The sequence below is a fragment of the Steroidobacter sp. genome (assembly GCF_016790065.1).
Classification (GTDB): domain Bacteria; phylum Pseudomonadota; class Gammaproteobacteria; order Steroidobacterales; family Steroidobacteraceae; genus Steroidobacter.
This window is the reverse complement of the sequence record NZ_JAEUPY010000563.1, coordinates 1-19366: the sequence shown is the minus strand read 5'-3', so window position 1 is coordinate 19366 and position 19366 is coordinate 1. Positions and strand designations below refer to the sequence as shown.

Genomic DNA, 19366 nt, shown 5'->3' with positions numbered 1-19366 from the left:
GCCTGGCTCGCTTGGGTGCTAGGTCGCTGGAACTCCGCTCTGACTCAAATGCGTGGCGTGTTGTCGGTCCGGCCGTTGGAAGATTTACCAACTGTGCCCACGTTCCATGAGCGCGAACTGGACGACATCGGCACAGCCATCAATACCCTGAGTGAAGACTTGCGAGCCTCCAAGGCGCGCACGGCAACGCTGACAACTCGACTTACCAGCGCTGAGCGTTTGGCGGCATTGGGTCGCGTGTCCGCCGCGTTGGCGCATGAGATACGCAATCCGCTAGCGACGATTCGCTTGCGAGCGGAAAATGCTTTGGCTGGCGAGAGCGCGGGCCCGGCGCAAACCCAGACATTGAATAGAATCATGGAGGAAGTGGACCGTCTGGAGCGGCTGGTGCGTTCGCTGCTGGAGCTGGGACGTGAGATTCGGTTGCAGCCCACCGTCGTCAACTTGGCGGAGTGGCTCGAACCGTTGGTCGCTTCGGCGCAAGCGCGGGCGTCGGCGAACGATGTAACCATCGTGCCGGAGATTCGCGCTGAGCGTTGGAGCTTCGACTCGGTTCATCTGGGGAGGGTGGTCGATGGGTTATTGAGCAATGCGCTGGCGTTCGCGCCGGCGGGTTCGGAGATCGGTTTGACGATGCAGGTGCTGGAAGATCATTTGGTGGTGACGGTGCGCGACGCGGGGCCGGGAATTCCAGCGGACATCGAGGCTCGCGTCTTCGATCCATTCTTTACGACTCGCCCGGGTGGCGCGGGCTTGGGTCTCGCGCTCGCACGAGAGACAGTGGAAGCTCATGGCGGCGAGATCCGTGTGTTGTCACAGCGGCCCGGCACTAGTATCGAACTGAGAATTCCATGGCTCGCATCCTCGTAGTCGACGACGACCACGGCTTTCGTGCCAGCCTGGTCGAGACTTTAGAAGGCCTGGGTCACGAGGTTGTCGAAGCGCACGACGGTGAGACCGCGTTGGCTGCGTTGAGCAAGGGCGGCGTGCAAGCGGTGATGCTGGACTATCGCCTCGGGCGGGACTTGGGCACTGAAGTGCTGCGTGAAGCGCGGTCGCGATTCGGTGAGCAACTGCCGCCGGTGTTGATGCTCACAGCTTACGCCGACGCGCACGGCACGATTGAGGCGATGCGTCTTGGCGCGTTCGATCATGTCGCTAAGCCCATCGGTCGCAGCGACATTCAGGAGTTCTTGCGCAAGGCACTGACTGCGACACCAAGCGCGGAGGAGACGGCGAATGCCGACGGCTTCGAGCCGATGAGTCCCGCGATGCGCGAGGTCAACAAGCTCATCGGTCGCGCCGCCGCCAGTGATGCGACGGTGTTGATCACCGGCGAGACCGGAGCAGGCAAAGAGGTCGCTGCTCGAACGTTGCATCAGTTCAGTACTCGCGCCCAGGGGCCTTTCATTGCGATCAACTGTGCGGCCGTGCCGGCGGAGTTGCTCGAGTCCGAATTGTTTGGCCACGCCAAAGGCGCGTTCAGCGGAGCGCTGGCAACGCGCGTCGGCAGCTTTGAGCAGGCCAACCAAGGCACGCTGATGCTCGATGAGATCGGCGACATGCCACTGGCCATGCAAGCGAAAATCTTGCGGGTGTTACAGGAACGGCGGCTGGTACGTCTCGGCGACACGCAGGAACGCCCGCTCGACGTGCGCGTGATTGCAGCGACTCATCGCGACCTGCCGGAGATGGTCAGCAAAGGCGAGTTTCGCCAAGACCTGTTCTTCCGGTTGAACGTGCTGTGTATCGACATGCCACCGCTGCGAGAGCGCCGCGACGACATCGTGCCGCTCGCAAAGAAATTTCTGCGTGAACAACCGGGCCCAGCACGAACCTTGTCGTCATCCGCTCAAGAGCGGCTGCGCGAAGCGACTTGGCCTGGCAATGTTCGAGAGCTTCGTAACGCCATGGAGCGCGTTGGCGTGATGGTCTCGGGTGGTTTGATCGAAGCGGCCGATCTAGATTTTCTTGGTGCCGCGTCTGGGCAATCCAAGGTCGATCCAGCGTCGCGCATGCCGGCGGCGGTGGCGTCTTTGGAGCGTGATTTGGTCATTGCCGCGTTGGCCGACGCCAAAGGCAATCGTGCCGATGCCGCGCGTCGCTTGGGCATCAGTCGAGCCCAGTTGTATCGCAAGCTGAGTTCGCTGGGCATCGACCCGAACGCTGAAGAATGAAGTGTCCGTTACTGAGACACCTGTCTCCGTAACGAACACTCGCTGCGCTGCTGTCCGGCGCTGAGACAGCCCGTCTCGCAAGCGAACGCAATTCGCCGTAAGTTCTCGTTCGGCAGCGGCGCAAGTGGCTGAAACCTGGCCACTTTTCGATCTGGCACGAAGGCTGCAATTCATTTCGCGTGAACTCAAGAGGTAACGCGACATGAAATATTTTCCCGTGATAATTCTCGCAGCGCTCTCCGCGGCCACGCCGTTGACTGCCAGTGCTCAGAAGCACAAACCGGCGACGGCTGGCATGTATCAGCAATCGGGCCAGCTGCCGCCGCAGCAAGTACAGCGCTACGTCATCGATGTGTTCGGTGATGTCGATGGGTTGTTGCTGGCTGACGGCTCGTTGGTGAAGTTTCCTGCGCATCAGTCGAGCGAAGTGCGTGCCGCCATCGCGCCAGGCGATTCGGTCGCAGTGACCGGTGCCATCACCCAACCGAAAGTGATCGAAGCCTGGCAGCTCAGCAACACCAACAGCGGTGCTGTGCTGATTCGCACGCCGAAGCCGAAGTTCGCCGCCAAGCTGCCGAAGCATTTGCGCTCTGCGACGCTGCGACAGCTGGAAGCTCAAGGCCGAGTCTCGCATCTGGTTTACGGCAAGAAGGGTGAAGTGAAGATGGCGCTGCTCGAAGACGGCACGGCGCTGCGTCTTGGCAAGCAAGCGCAATGGGTCATCGGTTCGCAATTGAGTGTGGGTCGGATGATTGCCGCTCGCGGTGTCGGCACTCAGAATGAATTCGGTCGCTCGTTGGAAGCCACCGAGATCGGGGTGGACAATGGTCCGATGACTTCGTTGTACGGAGTCACTCGATGATCAGGCAGGCGCTTGCAGTCTGCGTGGCCATGCTGATGAGCATGGCCACAGCGCAGGCCGACGGCATGCGCCTGTGGCAGGAAGGCGATGCGCTGTTGTCACAGCAGGGCGAATGGAAGGCGGGCGTGGGCTGGAAGCTCACGTCCGCCGACAGCTCGACTCGGCTGCATGGCTGGGAACTGAAACCGAAACTGCAGCGCCGCTTGTCGTCGTGGCTGGATGCAGCGGCCACTTACAAGTTCGCTCGAGGCCGCGCCGCGGATGATAGTTGGACCACTGCGCACACCTTGGAATTGGATTTAGCGATGTCCGGCGGGCTAGGGCCGCACAACACTCAGCTGACCCATCGCTTGGGCATCGTGAATCCGGCCGCCGGCGGCGTGCTGTATCGGTATCACTCGATTCCCAAAATCGACTGGCGCCCGGCGGGGTTGGCGGAAGCGTGGTCCATGGATTCGGTGCTGGAATGTATCTATGACTTTCGTCAATCGACCTGGATCGAAACCAAGCTCACGCCGCTGCGCTTGAAGCGCCGCGCCGACGGCGGCGGGACCTGGTCGCTCGCCTATTTGCTGAACCACAAACGCCCCGGTTCGAGCGAGCCCTGGCATCGCGATCATGTCATTGTGTTGGCGGTGACCCTGGACCTGACGTGATTGACGCTGCTGTCAGCCAGCTTTGGCAACTGCTATAAGGGCCTGCAGTTGGACCATGAGACTGAGGGGACGATGCGCATCCTGGTGGTGGAAGACGAGCCGGACCTGGGCGATGCCGTGCTCAGGCACCTGCGTCGGCAAGGATACGCGGTGGACTGGCAACGCGACGGCCAGTCGGCCCAGGAAGTACTGAGCTATCAACAATACGATTTGGTGGTGCTGGACATCGGTTTGCCGCGTAAGGACGGTTTCGCAGTCGTTCGTTGGTTGCGAGGGCAGGGCAATCGCACGCCGGTGTTGATGTTGACCGCGCGCTCCAACATCGAAGATCGGGTCGGTGCGCTGGACTTTGGCGCCGACGATTATTTGTCCAAGCCGTTCGATCTGCGTGAGTTCGACGCCCGTTGTCGCGCTCTGCTACGTCGCACTCAAGGTGTGGCGTCGGGCACCACCGTCATCGGCGAACTGGAATTCGACCGTGGTGCCAAAGTAGCCAAACTGCGCGGCGTGCCGCTGACGTTGCCGAATCGCGAGTACCGTCTGCTCGAGATCTTGATCGGCAACATCGATAAGGTGGTGAGCAAGGACGAGATTGCCTCACAGCTGTTCGACTTCGACGCCGAGGGTGGCGCCAATGCCATCGAGCTGTATATCGGGCGCTTGCGCCGGAAACTGGGCACGGCGCTGCGGATTCGGACGGTGAGAGGCGTGGGCTATATTGCCGAGACGACAGACTCGGGTGATGAAGCTTAAAACGCTGTCGTTACGCACTCGGCTGGTGGGCATGCTGGCCCTGCTGTTTCTGGGCGGCACCATCGTGCTGTTCATCGCTGCGCAAGCGTATGGCCGTCTGGCTGCCGACAAGTCCTTCGATCGCTTGCTGGCCGGTTCAGCTTTGTCGATTGCCGAGACCCTGTCCATCGAAGCAGGTCAGGTGCAAGTCGATGTGCCGTACGCTTCGCTCGACATGTTGTCGGCGGCGCCTGACGATCGCGTGTTCTATCGAGTGTTCGGGCCGGATGCCGGCACCATCACTGGTTACGACGACTTGCCTCGCTGGCAACTACCGGCCGCTTCGGACCGGAGCGTGGCATTCGATGTGCCACGCTTCTTCGATGCACACTATCGCGGTGAGCCAGTACGTTTCGCAGTGCTGGGTCGGCAGATCAGCGAGCCCGACGTGCAGGGCTGGGTGTGGGTGCAAGTGGGGCAGACGCGGCGAGCGCGCGATGCGTTGTCTCGCGAGTTGGTGCTGGGCGCCGTCGCTCCAATCTCTTTGATGACTTTGCTCGCGCTAGTGCTGGTCATGGTTGGTGTGCCGCGCGTGCTGCGTCCTCTGCAGAGGGTTGGTGAGGATCTGTCGGCGCGTGCACCGGAAGACTTGCGGCCACTGGTGGAGCCGGTCCCGAAAGAGATGGCACCTTTGATCGAGGCCATCAACGGTTTCATGCGGCGCCTGTCGTCGAACATCGATGCCTTGCGAGCTTTCATCGCCGAGGCTGCGCATCAGATGCGGACACCGCTTGCGACGCTTAGAGTTCAAGCTCACGTTGCGGCCGATGAAGATGCGGAAGGCCTGCGTCGGAGCCTCGCCGCGGTGGAGCGTAATGCGGCCCGCTTGTCACGCTTGTTGGATCAGTTGCTGAGCGACGCGACGGTGAGTCACCGGGCGGACGTGCGAGTATCCGAACCTTTCGATCTGCTTGAAGTAGTGCACGAAGCTGTCATCGAGGCCGTGCCCCGAGCGCGCCACAAAGACGTGCAAGTGAACTGCGAGCTCGATGTAGCTCCGTTCGTCGGCGATGCATTGATGCTGGGCGAGGCGCTGAAGAATTTGATCGACAACGCGCTCAAGTACGGCAGCACCACCAGTGAGCCGGTACTGGTTTCGTTGCACGAGCAGGCAGATGCTTATCTGCTGACAGTGTCGGATCGCGGACTGGGAATTCCAGCCACTGAACGCGAGCGCGTTTTCGAACGCTTTGCTCGCGGCGATAGCGGCACGCCAGGCGCAGGCCTCGGGCTGGCCATCGTGCGGCGCGCGGTGGCGAGCCATCAGGGGCAAGTGACCTTGAACGAGCGGCCGGGCGGGGGCCTGGAAGTGGCGATACAGCTGCCTCGTGCGAAGCAGGGTGTGACGACATGAAACAGCTAGCCAAATTCGTAGTGTTGTCGGCCCTGATGTGGCTGCCGCAGGTTCAGGCGGAAGTGGATGTCGAGGTGGAGTTCGCCGCGGTCGGCAACGAGACCAGTGTGCTCACCATTTACAGCACCACCGACACCGCGGTCTTCGAGCCGGTGGTGCGGGACTTCCAGCAATTGAATCCAGGCATCACGGTGCGCTACGAGGATATCGAGAGCACTGCACTTTACTATCGATTTCTTCAGGACATTGCGCGTCGTGAGCCTCGCGCCGATCTGTTACTCAGCCCAGCGATGGATCTGCAGGCCAAGCTGGTGAATGACGGTTACGCGGCGACTCACGAATCGGAGAATTCGCGTGCTTTGCCCGGTTGGGCTCGTTGGCGCGACCAGGCGTTCGGCTTCACGTTCGAGCCCGCTGTGATGGTCTTCAACCTGGATGCGTTCGTGGGGCGCGTGCTACCCAAGTCGCGGGGCGAGTTGTTACAGCTGCTACGGCGCGAGCCGGATTTCTGGCGCGGGCGGGTGGGCACCTATGACATTGCCGATAGCAGCGTCGGGTATTTGCTGGCGTCTCAGGACGCGCGTCAAAGCAGCGAATTTGCTGCGTTGGTCGAGGCCATGCGCTATGCCGAAGTGAAAGCGGTCAAACGTACTGCCGAGTTGCTCGATCAACTCGAATCCGGACAGCTGGCCATCGGCTACAACTTGCTGGGTTCGTACGCGCAAAAGCGCACAGCGGCGGGTGCGCCGTTGGCCATTGTGTATCCGCGCGATTACACGTTGGTGGTATCGCGTACAGCGGTGTTGCCCGCCAGTGCACCGAATCCCGTGGCGGCGCATAGGTTTCTGGAATATCTGGTCTCCTTACGCGGTCAGCGAACGCTGGCCGACCGCGGCGCGCTGCCGGCCATTCGCGATGAAGTGCCGGGCCGTCACACCCAACTGGGCATCATCGATGCCACCGTCGGTCCGCTGCGGCCGGTGGTGCTCGGGCCGGGCCTGCTGGTGTATCTGGACGCGCAGAAAAAGCGCCGTTTCCTGGCGAATTGGCAGGGCGCGACCATGACAGGTCCTAGACAGTAATAGTTTCCTAGACTCCCTCCCCATCGGCGACACAGCCCCAACTACGAGGGCTGGCGGGCCGGGTCATGTAGGGGGTTTAGCGATGACAACCAGGTGCGCTTCGCCATGCTGACGCTGCTCGGCTTTGGCATGGTGATCACGTTCATGACGTTGATCATGACCAAGCGTGCCTCGCCGCTGGTGGCGCTGATCGCCATCCCCCTGATCTTTGCGTTGGTCGCCGGCTTCGGTAGCGAAGCACTCGGCAAGATGATGCTCGACGGCATTCGCTTGCTCGCGCCCACCGGCGTGATGCTGATGTTCGCCATCCTGTACTTCGGCATCATGATCGACGCCGGTTTGTTCGATCCGGTGGTGAAGGCCATCTTGCGCAGTGTCGGTAACGATCCGATGAAGGTCGTGGTCGGCACTGCAGTGCTTGCCGCGCTGGTCTCTCTCGATGGCGATGGTTCGACCACGTACATGATCACCGTGGCGTCGGTGCTGCCGTTGTACAAGCGTCTCGGCCTGAACCCTTTGAATCTCACCTGCGTCACCATTCTCGCTGGCGGCGTGATGAATCTAACGCCTTGGGGTGGACCGCTGGCACGCGCGGCCACGGCGTTGCACGTCGATCCTTCCGAAGTCTTCCTGCCGCTGATTCCGGTGATGGCCGTGGGTGTGGGCGGAGTGTTCCTGCTCGCTTATTTTCTGGGCCTGCGTGAACGTCAGCGGTTGGGGAAACTGGTGTTAGCGCCGGCACCGCTCGCGCCTACCGTCGTCTTTCATCAGGCTCATCAGCCGCAGCCGGTCGTGACAGCTTCAGCAGTTATCATCGAGACCGATCCGGCGGAGGTGTTGAAGCGTCCCAAGCTGCGTTGGTTCAACGCGCTGCTCACGGTGGCGCTGCTGGTTGGATTGATCACCAGCATTCTGCCGCTGCCAGTGCTGTTCATGCTGGCGTTCGCGATCGCCATCGTCGTGAATTATCCGCAGGTCGCCGAGCAGCGCGCCCGAATCACTGCGCATGCCGGCAATGTGCTCGCGGTCGTATCGCTAATCTTCGCTGCCGGTGTGTTCACCGGCATTCTTTCCGGCACCGGCATGGTCGAAGCCATGTCCGGCAGCTTGTTGCATGTGGTGCCGAAGTCGTGGGCGCCGGCGTTGGCGACGATCACCGCGCTCGCCAGCATGCCATTCACCTTCTTCATTTCGAACGACGCCTTCTACTACGGCGTGCTGCCCATCGTGTCTGAGATGGCGAGCACGGCCGGCATCACGCCGGTGGAAATGGCGCGCGCTTCGTTGATCGGCCAGCCAGTGCATCTGCTCAGTCCATTGGTGCCGTCCACGTATTTGTTGGTGGGACTGGCGAACGTCGAGTTCGGCGACCATCAGAAGTTCACGATCAAGTGGGCGGTGCTGGTGTGCTTGCTGATGATGGTGGCGTCGCTGTTGTTCGGTTTGTTTCCGCTGATGGCTCGATAACTAACAGGCCAGGCGTTTTTCGGGGGTATCTATGCTGCGGAATTATGTGGCTGCGACCACGGTGTTGATGGCGCTCAGCAACGTGAGTGCTGCGCAAACGAATCAGGGAGCAGGTGAGACGGCGGAGCCAGAACTGGAAACCGTGACCGTCGAAGCGAAGTTCGTCGCGACCGGTGCCACCAGTGCCATGAAGCAGGACGTGAGCGTGATGGACACGCCGTTCTCGGTCGCCAATTACAGCGACGCTTTCATGAAAGCCATCGAGACCACCAACGTCGCCGATCTCTACAGCTACATGACGGGCGTGCGTCGTGGCGGCGTCAGCGGCTATGACGTATCGATCCGCGGCTTCAAGACCACGCAGGCGGACAAAGGCGCCATCCTGGTCGACGGTCTGCCGGGCTTGAGCGGCCGCTTCGGTTCGCCGCCGACGTTTGCTTCCGAGCATGTCGAAGTGGTGAAGGGGCCGGCATCGGTGCTGTACGGCCAGGCGCAGCCTGGCGGCTTCATCAACATCGTCAGCAAGAAGCCCAAAGATACCTTCGGCGCCATCATCGACCTGCGTGCCAACTCCTTCAGTGGCGGCGGCCTGTCGTTCGGCGACGCGTCCGGCTACAACGCCGGCTTCGATGTCACCGGTCCGATTGGCGACGGTCAGCTGTTGTATCGGATGGTTGCCGAACACACCGACCGCGACACGTTCCGCGATGGCTTCGAGGACTCGCAATATTTTTCGCCCAGCGCCACCTGGAACATCACCGACGACACCACGCTCGGACTGTCGCTGGAATATCGCAAGCGCAAGAACGCCTATGACAACCAGCTGGTCGCTCCGAACAAGGATGCGCGGCTGATTGCCGATATTCGCACGCGCTATCAAGAGCCGGGCGACGTGCAGGAAGAAGAGGGCTACGGCGGTACGTTGTCGTTGTCTCATGACTTCGGTGACGACGTGCGCCTCAATGCCGCATTCCGTAGCGTGAATTCAGAGGATACGGCGCGGGGCTTCGACAACGTGGCGGTGTTGGCCGACCAGGTCACTCTGCAGCGGCGTGCGCGTCAGCAGCTGAACAAGCGCACCTACAATTATCTGGATAGCAATCTGTCCATTCCGTTTGCCACCGGTGCGCTCGAACACAAGTTGCTGGTTGGCGTGAACGCCGGCATCGACACCACGGACTTCGAACGCATCCAGTTCTTCAACGGCCCGACCACGGGACCGAATGCGGTGCCGGGTGCTGGGCGCCTCAACGTCAACGTCTACAACCCGGTGTACGGCAACGTGCTGCCGCTGTCCGGTTATGCGCCGGGGCCGTTGAATCGTCGCTATACCGAGAACACCTCGGCGGGCGTGTACCTGTCCGATCTGGTGACGTTGTCGGAGCGTTGGAAAGCCAGCTTCGGTCTGCGTTACGCCAGCGAGAAACAGGAGACCGAAGAGCGCAAGACGCCGCCGCTCACCAGCCAGAAGACCGACAGCTCTGAAGTCCTGCCGACGGCGGGCTTGATGTTCCAACCGACTCAGTCATGGACTCTGTATGCCAGCTACGCGACCTCGTTCGTGCCGCAGGCGGCCGGCGTGCAGGATGCGGCGGGCGCAGCCAATCCTTTCGATCCGCAAACCGGTAAACAGTTTGAAGTCGGCGCCAAGCTGGACATGCTCCAGGAGCGGCTGACGGCCACGCTGGCGCTGTTCGACATCAAGAAAGAGAACACGCTGGCGGCAATCACCTGTAATGCTGGCGTGCCCGGCACGTGTTCGCAGCAGGTAGGTGCTGAACGTTCCGAGGGCGTCGAGCTCGAAGTGAACTACAGCCCGCTCCACAACCTGCAGGTCATCGGCGGCGTTGCGTACACCGATGCGCGAGTCGAGGAAACATTCAACGCGCCCGCCGCTCCTCTGGTCGGTGCGCAGCTGACGAACTCGGCACGCCGCGCGGCCAACCTCTGGGTTCGCTATGACATCGACACGGGTCCGCTACAGGGACTCGGTGTGGGCTTGGGCGCGTTCCATAGCAGCGAAGTGGCTGGCAGTTTGCCGAGCGCTTCCGACCGCCGAATCCTGATGTTGCCGAGTTACACCGTCGCGGACTTCGCGTTGTACTACGAGCTCGGCGAGCGGTTCGATTTCACGCTCAAGTTCGGCAACCTGTTCGACGAGCGTTACTTCGAAGGCGTCAACTCCACCACCAATGAAGTGGGCGTGGTGCCGGGCATGCCGCGGAATGTGACTCTGTCCTGGCGGGTGAATCTGTGAGGACGTTCGTGACCAAATTAGGTCACGGCGCGGCGGTGCTCATGCTGAGCATCGTCGGCACCGCTGCGGCGAGCGATGCGCCGATGAAAACGGTGACGCGGCCGGCGGGTTCGGTGGAATGGTTGCTACCGCCCGTCGCTCCGGCAACGCCTCAAACCGAGGCTGAGAAGGAGCGGGGTCGCATGCACGGACGCACGCTGCCGCAACCCGAGTTGTTGCAGCCGTCGGTGGATGGTTCGTTGCCGGCGTATCGGCCGGCGTCCGGCGCGCTGTCTGGAAAATTTAGCGGCGGTTCCTCCGATGTCCTGGTGGAGTTGGTGCAGCTGTGGTTCGAGCGCTTCAAGGCCCAGCATCGCGAGGTGCAGCTCGGCATCGTGCCGCCGTACGCCGGCAGCCTGGGCACCAAGGAACTGATCAAGGAGTCTGCCGACTTCGTCTTCGTGTCGCGTGAACTCAAGCCCGAGGACATCAAGGAATTCAAAGAGCGTTTCGGTTATGCGCCCACCAGCATTCCGATTGCCGGCGGCAGCTATCGACACTACGGCTTTCTGGATGCGATGGGGTTCTTCGTGCACCCGGACAATCCGCTGGCGCAATTGGACTTCAAACAGATCGATGCGCTGTTCTCCAGCACGCGTCATCGCGGCGGGGCGGCGATTCGCACTTGGGGACAGTTGGGGCTGAAAGGCGAATGGGCGAACCAGCCTATTCACGTCTACGGCGTGCAGCCTTGGAACGGCTTCGAAGAATTCATTCGCCAACGCATCTTGAGCACCGACACGGCTCGCGGCGAATGGCGCACCGACATGAACTTCGAGAAGGTGGTGTTTCCGCTGGCGGCCGATGTTGCCAACGATCGCTACGCCATCGGTTACTCAGGCCTCGCGTACATCGATGCGCCGGTGAAGATGTTGCCGTTGTCGGCCGAGCCTGGTGGTCCGGCGCTGGCGCCGACCTATGAGAACGTCGCGCTGGCCAAGTATCCGCTCAGTCGATTGGTGTTCTTCAACGTCAACAAGGTGCCGGGCAAACCGTTGCCGCCGGCCTTGGACGCCTTCGTGAAATTCATGCTGAGCCGCGATGGACAGCAAGCGGTGCGAGATCACGCGATCTTTTTACCGCTGCGTGCCGAGCAGGCTGCGCTTGCTCGCAAGTTGCTCGAGCCCTGAACGATCAGATTCGCCTACCAGCTCCTCTAACGATAGGAAGCCTCATGAACTCCCTCAAAGCGATTTGCTCCGCGGCGGTGCTCGGCATCGCAGCCATCGCCGCGCCGCTGGCGAGCGCCGATGCGCCGGGGTATCGGGTGCTGCAGAAGATTGCCAGCGAAGCCGCTGGCACTGTGGATGCGATGGCGATCGACAGCGCCGCGCGTCGTTTGTACGCCGCTCGTGAAGGCGGTGTCGATGTCTATGACGTCGAGTCGGGCAAGAAAGTCGGAGGCATTGCCACTACCGGCGCGCCGGGCTCCATCAAGCTCGCCTCGGATGTGCGTCGTGGCTATGTCAGCAATCGTGACAGCGGCACTGTAACGCTGTTCGACTTGGAAACATTGCAGGCCATCGCCACGGTTAAATCGGGTGGCCGCGAGCCGCGCGAGATCGAGTACGACTCGAAGACGCGTCGGATCTATGTGTCCAACTCCGGCAGCGGTGAGTTGGCCGTGCTGGATGCCGTCACTGGCAGCAATCGTGGCTCGGTGAAACTCGGTGGTCGCTTGCGCCAGTCGGTAGCCGACGGTCGCGGCAACTTGTTTATCGCCGACGAGCGCGCCAACGCTTTGCACATCATCGACACCGACAAGCTGCAGTCGCTCGGAAAAATTCCTGTGTGGCCGGGCGAAGCACCTACCGCGCTGGTGAACGACACCAAAGAACGCCGCATCTATGTCGCCTGCGGCAACGGCAAGATGATCATCGTCGATCCAGATCCGGGTCAGATGATCGGCATGGTGCCCACGCAGGGCAAAGGCGAAGCGGGTATCGCCGCGCAGTTCGCGCCGGCGCGCCTGGTGATGCTGTACATGCCGAATGCCAGCGGCACCTTGGATGTCGTGCAGAACGCCAAACTCACCGCCACCTTGGATCAATCCATCGATCTGGGCGTGCGCAGTACGGCGGCGGCTTTCGATGAAAAATCCGGCCGGCTGTATGTGGCCGGTGGTACCGAATTGCTGGCGATCGGCAAATAACAGATCGGCAAGCGAGGGGAATCAAATGTTGAAGCAAGCACTCATGGCGTTGCTGTGCAGTTCGGCAGCACTGTCGGCGACCGCCCTGGCCGACAATGTCGCGGCCGATGCGCTCAAGAACAAACGCATTCTATTCGTGACCGGCCCGGTGGAGCGCGGCGCGCCCAACGACGATCCTTTGATCAAGGATTACCTGGGCACGCTCGGTGCGACAGTGACCGTGGCGAGCGCTGCCGATGCGTTGGCTGCTGCCAACGGCAAGGATCTGGTGATGATTTCTTCCACGGTCAATGCCCGCGAGTTGGATCGTCGGCTCGGCGCGCTGACCGTGCCGGTGGCAACCTGGAATGCTTATGCGTATCCGTTGTTGAACATGACGGGCGACAAGTTGCACCAGGATTTCTCGGTGGTGCGCGAAAAGCCGTTCCACAATGAGAATCACGCCGACTACTACGCACACGCTACCAGCAGCACCAACGCAATTCTGGCAGCCGCGAAGATTCCCCAGGGAATGTTTGCGCCGCTGTTGTTCAGCGGTGGCGTTACTGATCCCAGCTGGGGCAAGCCGGCTCGTGGCGCGGATGTCGCGGTGTCTTTCGAAGGCGATTACAACAAGGCGGCCGTGTTCTCTTATGAGAAGGGCGCGTTGATGATGGGTAACACGGTTGCGCCGGCGCGCCGCGTCGGCTTGTTCCTTGGCGACAACAGCTGGTCGATCCTTTCCGATGCGCAAGGGCCGGCGGCGCAGGATCCCAAAGAGTTCGCTTGGTTCTCCGGTCGCCGTCTGTTCGATGCATCTCTGCGTTGGGCAGTGAGCCCGACACAGGCGCCGGTGACCAGCAGCTTCGCCGAGCAGCGTGCCGCCTTGGCGCGTGCAGCGAAGGGTAAGAAGCTGTTGTTCGTGCGCCGTTACGATCTGCCTTGGCCGGAGAACGAAGCTTCGGATCAGGCGCAGCTCGCCTGGCTGCGTGAACTCGGCTTCGATGTCAGCACCGCTGACCACATGGAGCCGGACAGCCGCGCGCAGGGTAAGGACCTGGTGATCATTTCGGCGAGCACCAATAAGTACAAATTGGGCATCAAGTACGCCGACGTGCATCTGCCGATCGTGTTGTTGGAAGCCAAGGCAGTCGACGCGCTCAGCATGGTTACTCGCCGCCGCAACACCGACTACGGCGTCAACGACCACAAGGAAAGCTTGTATCCACCCGAGAACTACGTCGACATCGCGCGTTCGTTCCATCCGATCGCCGCGGGCCTGCCGGCAGGACAGCTGAAGTTGTTCAAGACGCCGGGTGTGCTCGCGTGGTCACGCCCACCGGCTGGCGCACAAGTCATCGCAACCATTCCCAATCAGCCGGAACACGCAACCATGTTCGCGTACGAGAAGGGCGCGACCATGGCGAACGACATGGTGGCCCCGGGCCGCCGTGCACTGTTCCCAATGGATGCGCCACGCTTTCCCGATCTGACCGAGCAGGGCCGTGCCATCTACGCCGCGCTGTTGTTGTGGGCGTTGTCGACGCCGCCGTCCGATCACACTTGAGACTCTTTGGAGAATCGCTGTCATGAAAGCATTGCGTTTGGTGTTTTTATTGGCGCTGAGCACGTTGGCTGCGGTGGCCTCGGCGGCTGCGCCGGTCGAGAAGAACTGGACTGCGCCGGCTCACAAGATCAAGGCGCAGTCCTTGGTCGATCAGCTGATGGCCGCCAACTCAGGCCTGCTCAGCGTCACCTTCCACGGCACGCCGCCGGGTGCCAGCAAGCTGTATACGATGTTTGCCGGCAGTTGGCCGGATCGTATCGGCAAAGTGTCGGCGGCCGACGATGTGATGGTGATCGAGAGCGGCTTCACCATCATCGACCCGCGCTGGAACAAACAAGACCCCGAGCCGAAGTTCCTGGTGCTGGTGCCGTTGCGCGATGCCAAGGCCAAAAATGTGGGTTGTATCGTGTTCGCGTTCAAGAATCCCGCCGGCAGTGGCAAGACCGAGCAGAGCTTCTTACGTGAAGCGAATGCGTTGCGCGACGGGCTGCAGGCTCAGATCGCCGACCACGCCGCATTGTTTCAACCAGCAAGCTAACGGATCCGGAGATAATTATGGCTGCGTTTACCAGACGCGCGATTCTTTGTGTGGCTACTGCGCTGGCTTTGCCTTTGGCGCTCACAGCTTGCAGCAAGCGATCGGACGAAACTACCGTCAAGGCCGAGACGGCCGCACCCAGTGGCAGCGCACCCGGTCAGCACTTGATTCTGAGTGTCTCTGAAGGTCTGCAGGCGCCTAAAGAACTGCTGGGAACACTGCTGGTACAACAAGGCGCGGGCACTTCGGTCGAGCTGCCTTGGGTGCAGAGTGTGAAGCGCGAAGCTCCGTCGGGTTTCGAGCATCTCGCGGTCCTGGCGTTTGCCGATGGCGCATCTCTGGAAGCGTGGCGGAGCGTGCATGCAACTCAGTTGGTCGCACCGCTCTCGCTCAAGCAGGCTCAGGTGCTGACCAAGAGCGCAGCGAACGCCAGCGGTTCGGCTTCCGCCATGTTCAAGATCAGCTACTACTCGCTGGTGGCACCGGTGCCGAAGTTCCAGGAATGGGTCGACGGTTACTTGACCAAGTATCTCGAGGCGCAGCGTAGTAAAGGCATCCTGACCAGCTACGTGATGTATCTGGAGGACCGCGGCCGAGCTTTGTTAGTGCTCGAATATCCTGACGCTGCCACCGAGCAGTCCGCCGAGCCCATCAAAGAGAAGCTCAGCGAAGAACTGGCGGCGAGCGATCCGGTGTACGCACAGCTCATGCCGCTGAAGGAAGAGTTGCGCACCACCCAGTCGTGGACCTTGGCCGTGCCGGTCACCCAGACCGGGAGCTGAGCGTGATGAGCAGCAAACACAGTGGCGGACGAATCACCTTTGCGGTGCTGGCGCTGGCCTGTTGTTTGCTGTCATCGAATCCGGCAGCGAGCGAAACACTCGGGCGACCGTTGCCGGCGCCCGAGACGAGCCGCCCACCGCTGGATAGTTCTCTTACGCCTTACGTTGCGTGCCGGCGAGATGTCGCCGGTGAGCGCAGTGGCAGTGTTCCGGCAATCATGCCGGACCTGGCTGTGCGCTGGACGCTGGCGTTTCGCACTCAACAGCGCGGCGCGCAGTTCTCGATGCCGCCGCCGTATGCCGGGCCGCAAGGGCGACTCAGCCCGACGTTACAGGAGTTCCTGGACGGCGAACGACAGTTTGCATTCATGACTCGCGAGCTCACGTCAGTGGATCGTGCGTCCTTCCGGCGTGCGCACGGTGGCCGCGATCCCATCACGATTCCGGTGGCCATGGGCAGCTTTCGTCACTTCGGTTTCGTGGACACCATGGTGTTCGTCGTGCATCAGGACAACCCGATCACCGGGCTGACTTTTGCGCAGCTCGACGGTATTTATTCCGCCGACCGTTTGCGCGGTCATGCGCCGGTGCGGACGTGGGGCGATCTCGGGCTCACCAACCCGCAATGGAAAGATCGTCCGGTGGTAGCGCTCGGCGGTGGCCGGCGCGGCGTGGAGGATTCTGCGAAGGCCGTCGTCGTTCGCCAGCGCATTCTGAGCACGCAAGCACGAGAAGGTGTCTGGAACGATCGTTTGCCCGTGATGGGTGACGGCGATGACAACGTGCCCAGCTGGGTGGCGAAGAGTCCCGGCGCGATCGGCATCACTGTGCTGAGTCAGATGAAGCCGGGCGTGAAAGCCATCGCGCTCGCGGCTGACGAGTCGGGTGCTTTCGTGGTGCCGACCATGTCGAATGTCTATGAAGGCCGCTATCCCTTGCTGCGTTCCGTGGATCTGTTGCTCGCGCCGGCAGCGAATGGCGCCGCCGATCCAGTGCTGAGCGAATGGGCGCGCTTCATGTTGAGTAGCGAAGGCCAGGGCGTGGTGCTCGAGCAAGGCGTATTCCTGCCCCTGCGTGGTGAGTTTTTGAAGCAGGCGCGAGCGCGGCTCGCGGCTGTCGAGGGCGCGTGCCCACCGGATTCGCGATGAGCGCATCGTCGCAGTGTTGAACGATCTGAATGAGGGGATTTGTCGTGCGAATGACTAATGTTTATTCCAATGTATTGAAAGCTGGAACCTTGCTGGCCTGCTCGTTGCTCGCCGCCTGCGGTTCCAAGACCGAAACCACTGCCTCGACCGCACCCGCTGCGAGCGAGCCTGCTGCTGCCGTTGCTAGCGGCCCGGCGTTTGCTTTGATCACCGTGCCGGTCGATGCAACACCGCCGGCCGACTATGACGTGCGTATCGCGTCGCTGCGTGCGGCGCCGGGAATCGCCAATGTGCTCGTGTTGCAGACTCAGCCGAACAGCGAGCCGCCGGGATTCAAGTCACTGGCCGTGGTCGAGTTCAAGGACGAGGCCAGTCTGGAGACTTGGCTGTCGGGTGACGGTGCGCGTGAGCAAAGCGGTGTGAAAGTTCGCCGTGCCGACGTGTTGGCTCACGATGCCAGCGACAACGCTGCGTCGACTGCGGCCAACTCCTATTATGTGGTCAATCATTACGAGGCGCTGATCAGCCCGGCCGAATACAAGACCTACACTGAGAAGTACGTGGTGCCCAACATGGCCCATCAGAAGTCGACCGGCGCCATGCTGGGTTACACGATGTACATCGAGCGTGAGCCGGCGTCGGTGAAGCCCAATGCAGTGTTGGTCAAACAGTACGTGTCGCCGGAGGAGCATGTTCGGGCCGAAGCCGCCAAGGACGTTTTCAAGCGCGACGTGCTGATGAAGCAAGCTGAATGGAAACAGATCAACGACACCAAGGCCACGATGCGCAACGACCTGACCGAGACCCTGGCGGTGCCGCTGTCCTGAACGGATCCGAGAGCCGCAGCGTTGATCTGGAGAACTCAACTGCAAAGTAGTGGGGTGCGCTGAGGCTTAGTGTGGTGGCGACTGGCTCAACTCAAAAGAGGGCTCATGCGCCACCACACGTTATCTACTGCCGCGCTCCTTGGCCTCATGCTCACTGCGATTGGCGCACAAGCCGCCAAGCCGCTCGCAGCGCGAACGATTCCCGGCATCAATCTGGAGTTGCAGCCCATCCCGGCCGGCAGCTTCGTGATGGGCAGCCCCGCCGATGAGCCGGGCCGCGAAACCGATGAAGAGCCGCTGACCAAAGTCAGCATCAGCAAGCCGTTCTGGCTGGGCCGCTATGAAGTCACGCACGGCCAATGGCGTGCGCTGATGGGCACTGACCTGAAAGCAGCAGCGGACACGATCTTCGCTGACAAAACCCTGTACGACAATGGTAAGGAAAAAGTCCGGACCCTGGTCATCCACGGACCGAAGATTGCCAGTTCGCCGACCTCTGATGCGTTACTGGGCGACACCGGCGATCGCGTGCCCATGTACTTGGTGAACTGGGTGGAGGCGATGAAGTTTTGCGCGCTGCTGAACGAGCGCGAACGCAAAGCCGGCCGTTTGCCCAAGGGCTATGTTTATCGACTGCCCACCGATGCCGAGTGGGAATACGCGGCGCGTGCCGGCACCACCGGTGCCATCTACAAAGGCACGCTGGAAATTCTGGGTAAGAGCAATGCGCCCGCACTCGATCCATTGGCCTGGTATGCCGGCAACAGCACCGTCGGTTATGTGGGGCGTGGTTTCGATATCAGCTATCGCCCTGAGCGTCAGCACGCTGAGTCCGCCATCGGCGGCCCGCGCAATGTCGGCACGAAAGAACCCAACGCGTGGGGTCTCTACGACATGATCGGCAATGTTTGGGAATGGGCCATCGATTGGTACGAGCGGCCGCTGGTCGGCGGCGAAGTCGTCGATCCGGTTGGACCTGCGACAGGCATCCGGCGCGTAGTGCGCGGCGGTGGCTGGAACAATCCAGTAAACGACAATCGCTCGGCGCAGCGCTTCGGTGTGAATCCCGAAGGCGGCCGTTTGATCAACCTGGGCTTCCGAGTTGCACTCGCGCCGGAGTTGCCCCGCTGAGTTGAGTTAGCGCGGCAGAATCTTCACGACTCTGCCGCTGCGCTCGATACGGATATCGTCTTGTTGAGATAAGAACTGCAGCAGCGACTCGGGGTCGTCCACCGAAAACACCCCGATGAGCTGCCGGTCTCGTGCCTTGCCTTCCACTTCGATACGCAGCTCGTCGTTGTAACGATTGATCTCTGCCGCGATCGTCCCCAGCGGTTCGCCATTGAAGCTCAGTACCCGATCGCGCCAGGCGACGGCGTTGCGAACGTTGGGTTGTGCGAGCTTATCCAAGCCGACGTGTGCTGTGATCCGCACTTCCTCGCCGGCAGTCAATGTTTGCGCTCGCTGAGCAGCGCTCTCCTGTTGTGGCTCGAGCGCTGCGACCAGCACAGTACCTTCGAGCACCGAGACCGTGGTGTCCCGAGCGTTACGCCGGATGTTGAATTGGGTGCCGACTGCACGCACTAGTGCGTCACCGACGTGAACCTCGAAGGGGCGAGTCGAGTCGTGCGCCACCGAGAACAGTGCCTCGCCATCGAGTAAGTGAAGTTCGCGCCGTGTGTCGCTT

18 protein-coding genes are annotated in these 19366 nt (G+C 61.5%); 17 read left to right on the top strand and 1 reads right to left on the bottom strand.

Annotation, left to right across the window (positions count from 1 at the left end; genetic code table 11):
• The 17 genes from JNL55_RS23215 to JNL55_RS23135 form a co-directional block, all read left to right on the top strand.
• A partial coding sequence (locus JNL55_RS23215; RefSeq protein ID WP_293859656.1) for a sensor histidine kinase occupies window positions 1-870 on the top strand: 870 nt, incomplete at its 5' end.
• Window positions 852-2177, top strand: coding sequence for a sigma-54-dependent transcriptional regulator (locus JNL55_RS23210; RefSeq protein ID WP_293859653.1), 1326 nt, complete (start codon window positions 852-854; stop codon window positions 2175-2177). The genes JNL55_RS23215 and JNL55_RS23210, both read left to right, overlap by 19 nt.
• Before the next feature lie 202 nt (window positions 2178-2379).
• Complete coding sequence (locus JNL55_RS23205; RefSeq protein ID WP_293859650.1) at window positions 2380-3039, top strand: hypothetical protein; 660 nt, start codon at window positions 2380-2382, stop codon at window positions 3037-3039.
• Window positions 3036-3695, top strand: a complete 660-nt coding sequence (locus JNL55_RS23200) for a hypothetical protein (protein ID WP_293859647.1) — start codon at window positions 3036-3038, stop codon at window positions 3693-3695. The genes JNL55_RS23205 and JNL55_RS23200 overlap by 4 nt, the downstream gene beginning before the upstream one ends.
• Before the next feature lie 72 nt (window positions 3696-3767).
• Window positions 3768-4448, top strand: a complete 681-nt coding sequence (locus JNL55_RS23195) for a response regulator transcription factor (protein WP_415923147.1) — start codon at window positions 3768-3770, stop codon at window positions 4446-4448.
• On the top strand, window positions 4438-5841 hold the full coding sequence (locus JNL55_RS23190; protein ID WP_293859641.1) for a sensor histidine kinase: 1404 nt from the start codon (window positions 4438-4440) through the stop codon (window positions 5839-5841). The genes JNL55_RS23195 and JNL55_RS23190 overlap by 11 nt, the downstream gene beginning before the upstream one ends.
• A complete protein-coding gene (locus JNL55_RS23185; protein WP_293859638.1) occupies window positions 5838-6923 on the top strand; it encodes an ABC transporter substrate-binding protein in 1086 nt (361 codons plus the stop codon). The genes JNL55_RS23190 and JNL55_RS23185 overlap by 4 nt, the downstream gene beginning before the upstream one ends.
• Window positions 6924-7028: 105 nt before the next feature.
• Entirely contained in the window at window positions 7029-8390 is a 1362-nt protein-coding gene (locus tag JNL55_RS23180; RefSeq protein WP_293859635.1) for a CitMHS family transporter, read from the top strand.
• A 31-nt stretch (window positions 8391-8421) separates the two neighbouring features.
• Window positions 8422-10647 carry a TonB-dependent siderophore receptor gene (locus tag JNL55_RS23175; RefSeq protein ID WP_293859632.1) on the top strand — a complete coding sequence of 742 codons (2226 nt, stop codon included), beginning with the start codon at window positions 8422-8424 and terminating at the stop codon, window positions 10645-10647.
• 8 nt (window positions 10648-10655) lie between these two features.
• Window positions 10656-11816, top strand: a complete 1161-nt coding sequence (locus tag JNL55_RS23170) for a PstS family phosphate ABC transporter substrate-binding protein (RefSeq protein WP_293859629.1) — start codon at window positions 10656-10658, stop codon at window positions 11814-11816.
• A gap of 44 nt (window positions 11817-11860) precedes the next feature.
• The gene (locus JNL55_RS23165; RefSeq protein ID WP_293859626.1) at window positions 11861-12838 is read left to right on the top strand and encodes a YncE family protein; all 978 of its coding nucleotides are present in this window, start codon (window positions 11861-11863) and stop codon (window positions 12836-12838) included.
• A gap of 25 nt (window positions 12839-12863) precedes the next feature.
• Window positions 12864-14384 carry a hypothetical protein gene (locus JNL55_RS23160; protein ID WP_293859623.1) on the top strand — a complete coding sequence of 507 codons (1521 nt, stop codon included), beginning with the start codon at window positions 12864-12866 and terminating at the stop codon, window positions 14382-14384.
• A 22-nt stretch (window positions 14385-14406) separates the two neighbouring features.
• The gene (locus JNL55_RS23155; protein ID WP_293859620.1) at window positions 14407-14922 is read left to right on the top strand and encodes a hypothetical protein; all 516 of its coding nucleotides are present in this window, start codon (window positions 14407-14409) and stop codon (window positions 14920-14922) included.
• Between the two features lie 50 nt (window positions 14923-14972).
• Window positions 14973-15704, top strand: a complete 732-nt coding sequence (locus JNL55_RS23150; RefSeq protein WP_293859617.1) for a hypothetical protein — start codon at window positions 14973-14975, stop codon at window positions 15702-15704.
• 5 nt (window positions 15705-15709) lie between these two features.
• A complete protein-coding gene (locus tag JNL55_RS23145; protein WP_293859614.1) occupies window positions 15710-16852 on the top strand; it encodes a PstS family phosphate ABC transporter substrate-binding protein in 1143 nt (380 codons plus the stop codon).
• Window positions 16853-16896: 44 nt separating this feature from the next.
• On the top strand, window positions 16897-17679 hold the full coding sequence (locus tag JNL55_RS23140; protein ID WP_293859611.1) for a hypothetical protein: 783 nt from the start codon (window positions 16897-16899) through the stop codon (window positions 17677-17679).
• A gap of 147 nt (window positions 17680-17826) precedes the next feature.
• A complete protein-coding gene (locus JNL55_RS23135; protein WP_293859608.1) occupies window positions 17827-18810 on the top strand; it encodes a formylglycine-generating enzyme family protein in 984 nt (327 codons plus the stop codon).
• 6 nt (window positions 18811-18816) lie between these two features.
• On the opposite strand, the gene JNL55_RS23130 is transcribed toward JNL55_RS23135, so the two are convergent.
• On the bottom strand, window positions 18817-19366 hold a 550-nt coding region (locus tag JNL55_RS23130), incomplete at its 5' end, for a FecR family protein (RefSeq protein WP_293859605.1).

Excerpts from the sequence above, each read along its gene's own strand:
- JNL55_RS23205 (WP_293859650.1), top strand. The coding sequence starts at position 2,380 with ATGAAATATTTTCCCGTGATAATTCTCGCAGCGCTCTCCGCGGCCACG.
- JNL55_RS23190 (WP_293859641.1), top strand. The coding sequence starts at position 4,438 with ATGAAGCTTAAAACGCTGTCGTTACGCACTCGGCTGGTGGGCATGCTG.
- JNL55_RS23135 (WP_293859608.1), top strand. The coding sequence starts at position 17,827 with ATGCTCACTGCGATTGGCGCACAAGCCGCCAAGCCGCTCGCAGCGCGA.
- JNL55_RS23175 (WP_293859632.1), top strand. The coding sequence starts at position 8,422 with ATGCTGCGGAATTATGTGGCTGCGACCACGGTGTTGATGGCGCTCAGC.
- JNL55_RS23180 (WP_293859635.1), top strand. The coding sequence starts at position 7,029 with ATGCTGACGCTGCTCGGCTTTGGCATGGTGATCACGTTCATGACGTTG.
- JNL55_RS23210 (WP_293859653.1), top strand. The coding sequence starts at position 852 with ATGGCTCGCATCCTCGTAGTCGACGACGACCACGGCTTTCGTGCCAGC.
- JNL55_RS23185 (WP_293859638.1), top strand. The coding sequence starts at position 5,838 with ATGAAACAGCTAGCCAAATTCGTAGTGTTGTCGGCCCTGATGTGGCTG.
- JNL55_RS23200 (WP_293859647.1), top strand. The coding sequence starts at position 3,036 with ATGATCAGGCAGGCGCTTGCAGTCTGCGTGGCCATGCTGATGAGCATG.
- JNL55_RS23165 (WP_293859626.1), top strand. The coding sequence starts at position 11,861 with ATGAACTCCCTCAAAGCGATTTGCTCCGCGGCGGTGCTCGGCATCGCA.
- JNL55_RS23160 (WP_293859623.1), top strand. The coding sequence starts at position 12,864 with ATGTTGAAGCAAGCACTCATGGCGTTGCTGTGCAGTTCGGCAGCACTG.
- JNL55_RS23155 (WP_293859620.1), top strand. The coding sequence starts at position 14,407 with ATGAAAGCATTGCGTTTGGTGTTTTTATTGGCGCTGAGCACGTTGGCT.
- JNL55_RS23195 (WP_415923147.1), top strand. The coding sequence starts at position 3,768 with ATGCGCATCCTGGTGGTGGAAGACGAGCCGGACCTGGGCGATGCCGTG.
- JNL55_RS23145 (WP_293859614.1), top strand. The coding sequence starts at position 15,710 with ATGAGCAGCAAACACAGTGGCGGACGAATCACCTTTGCGGTGCTGGCG.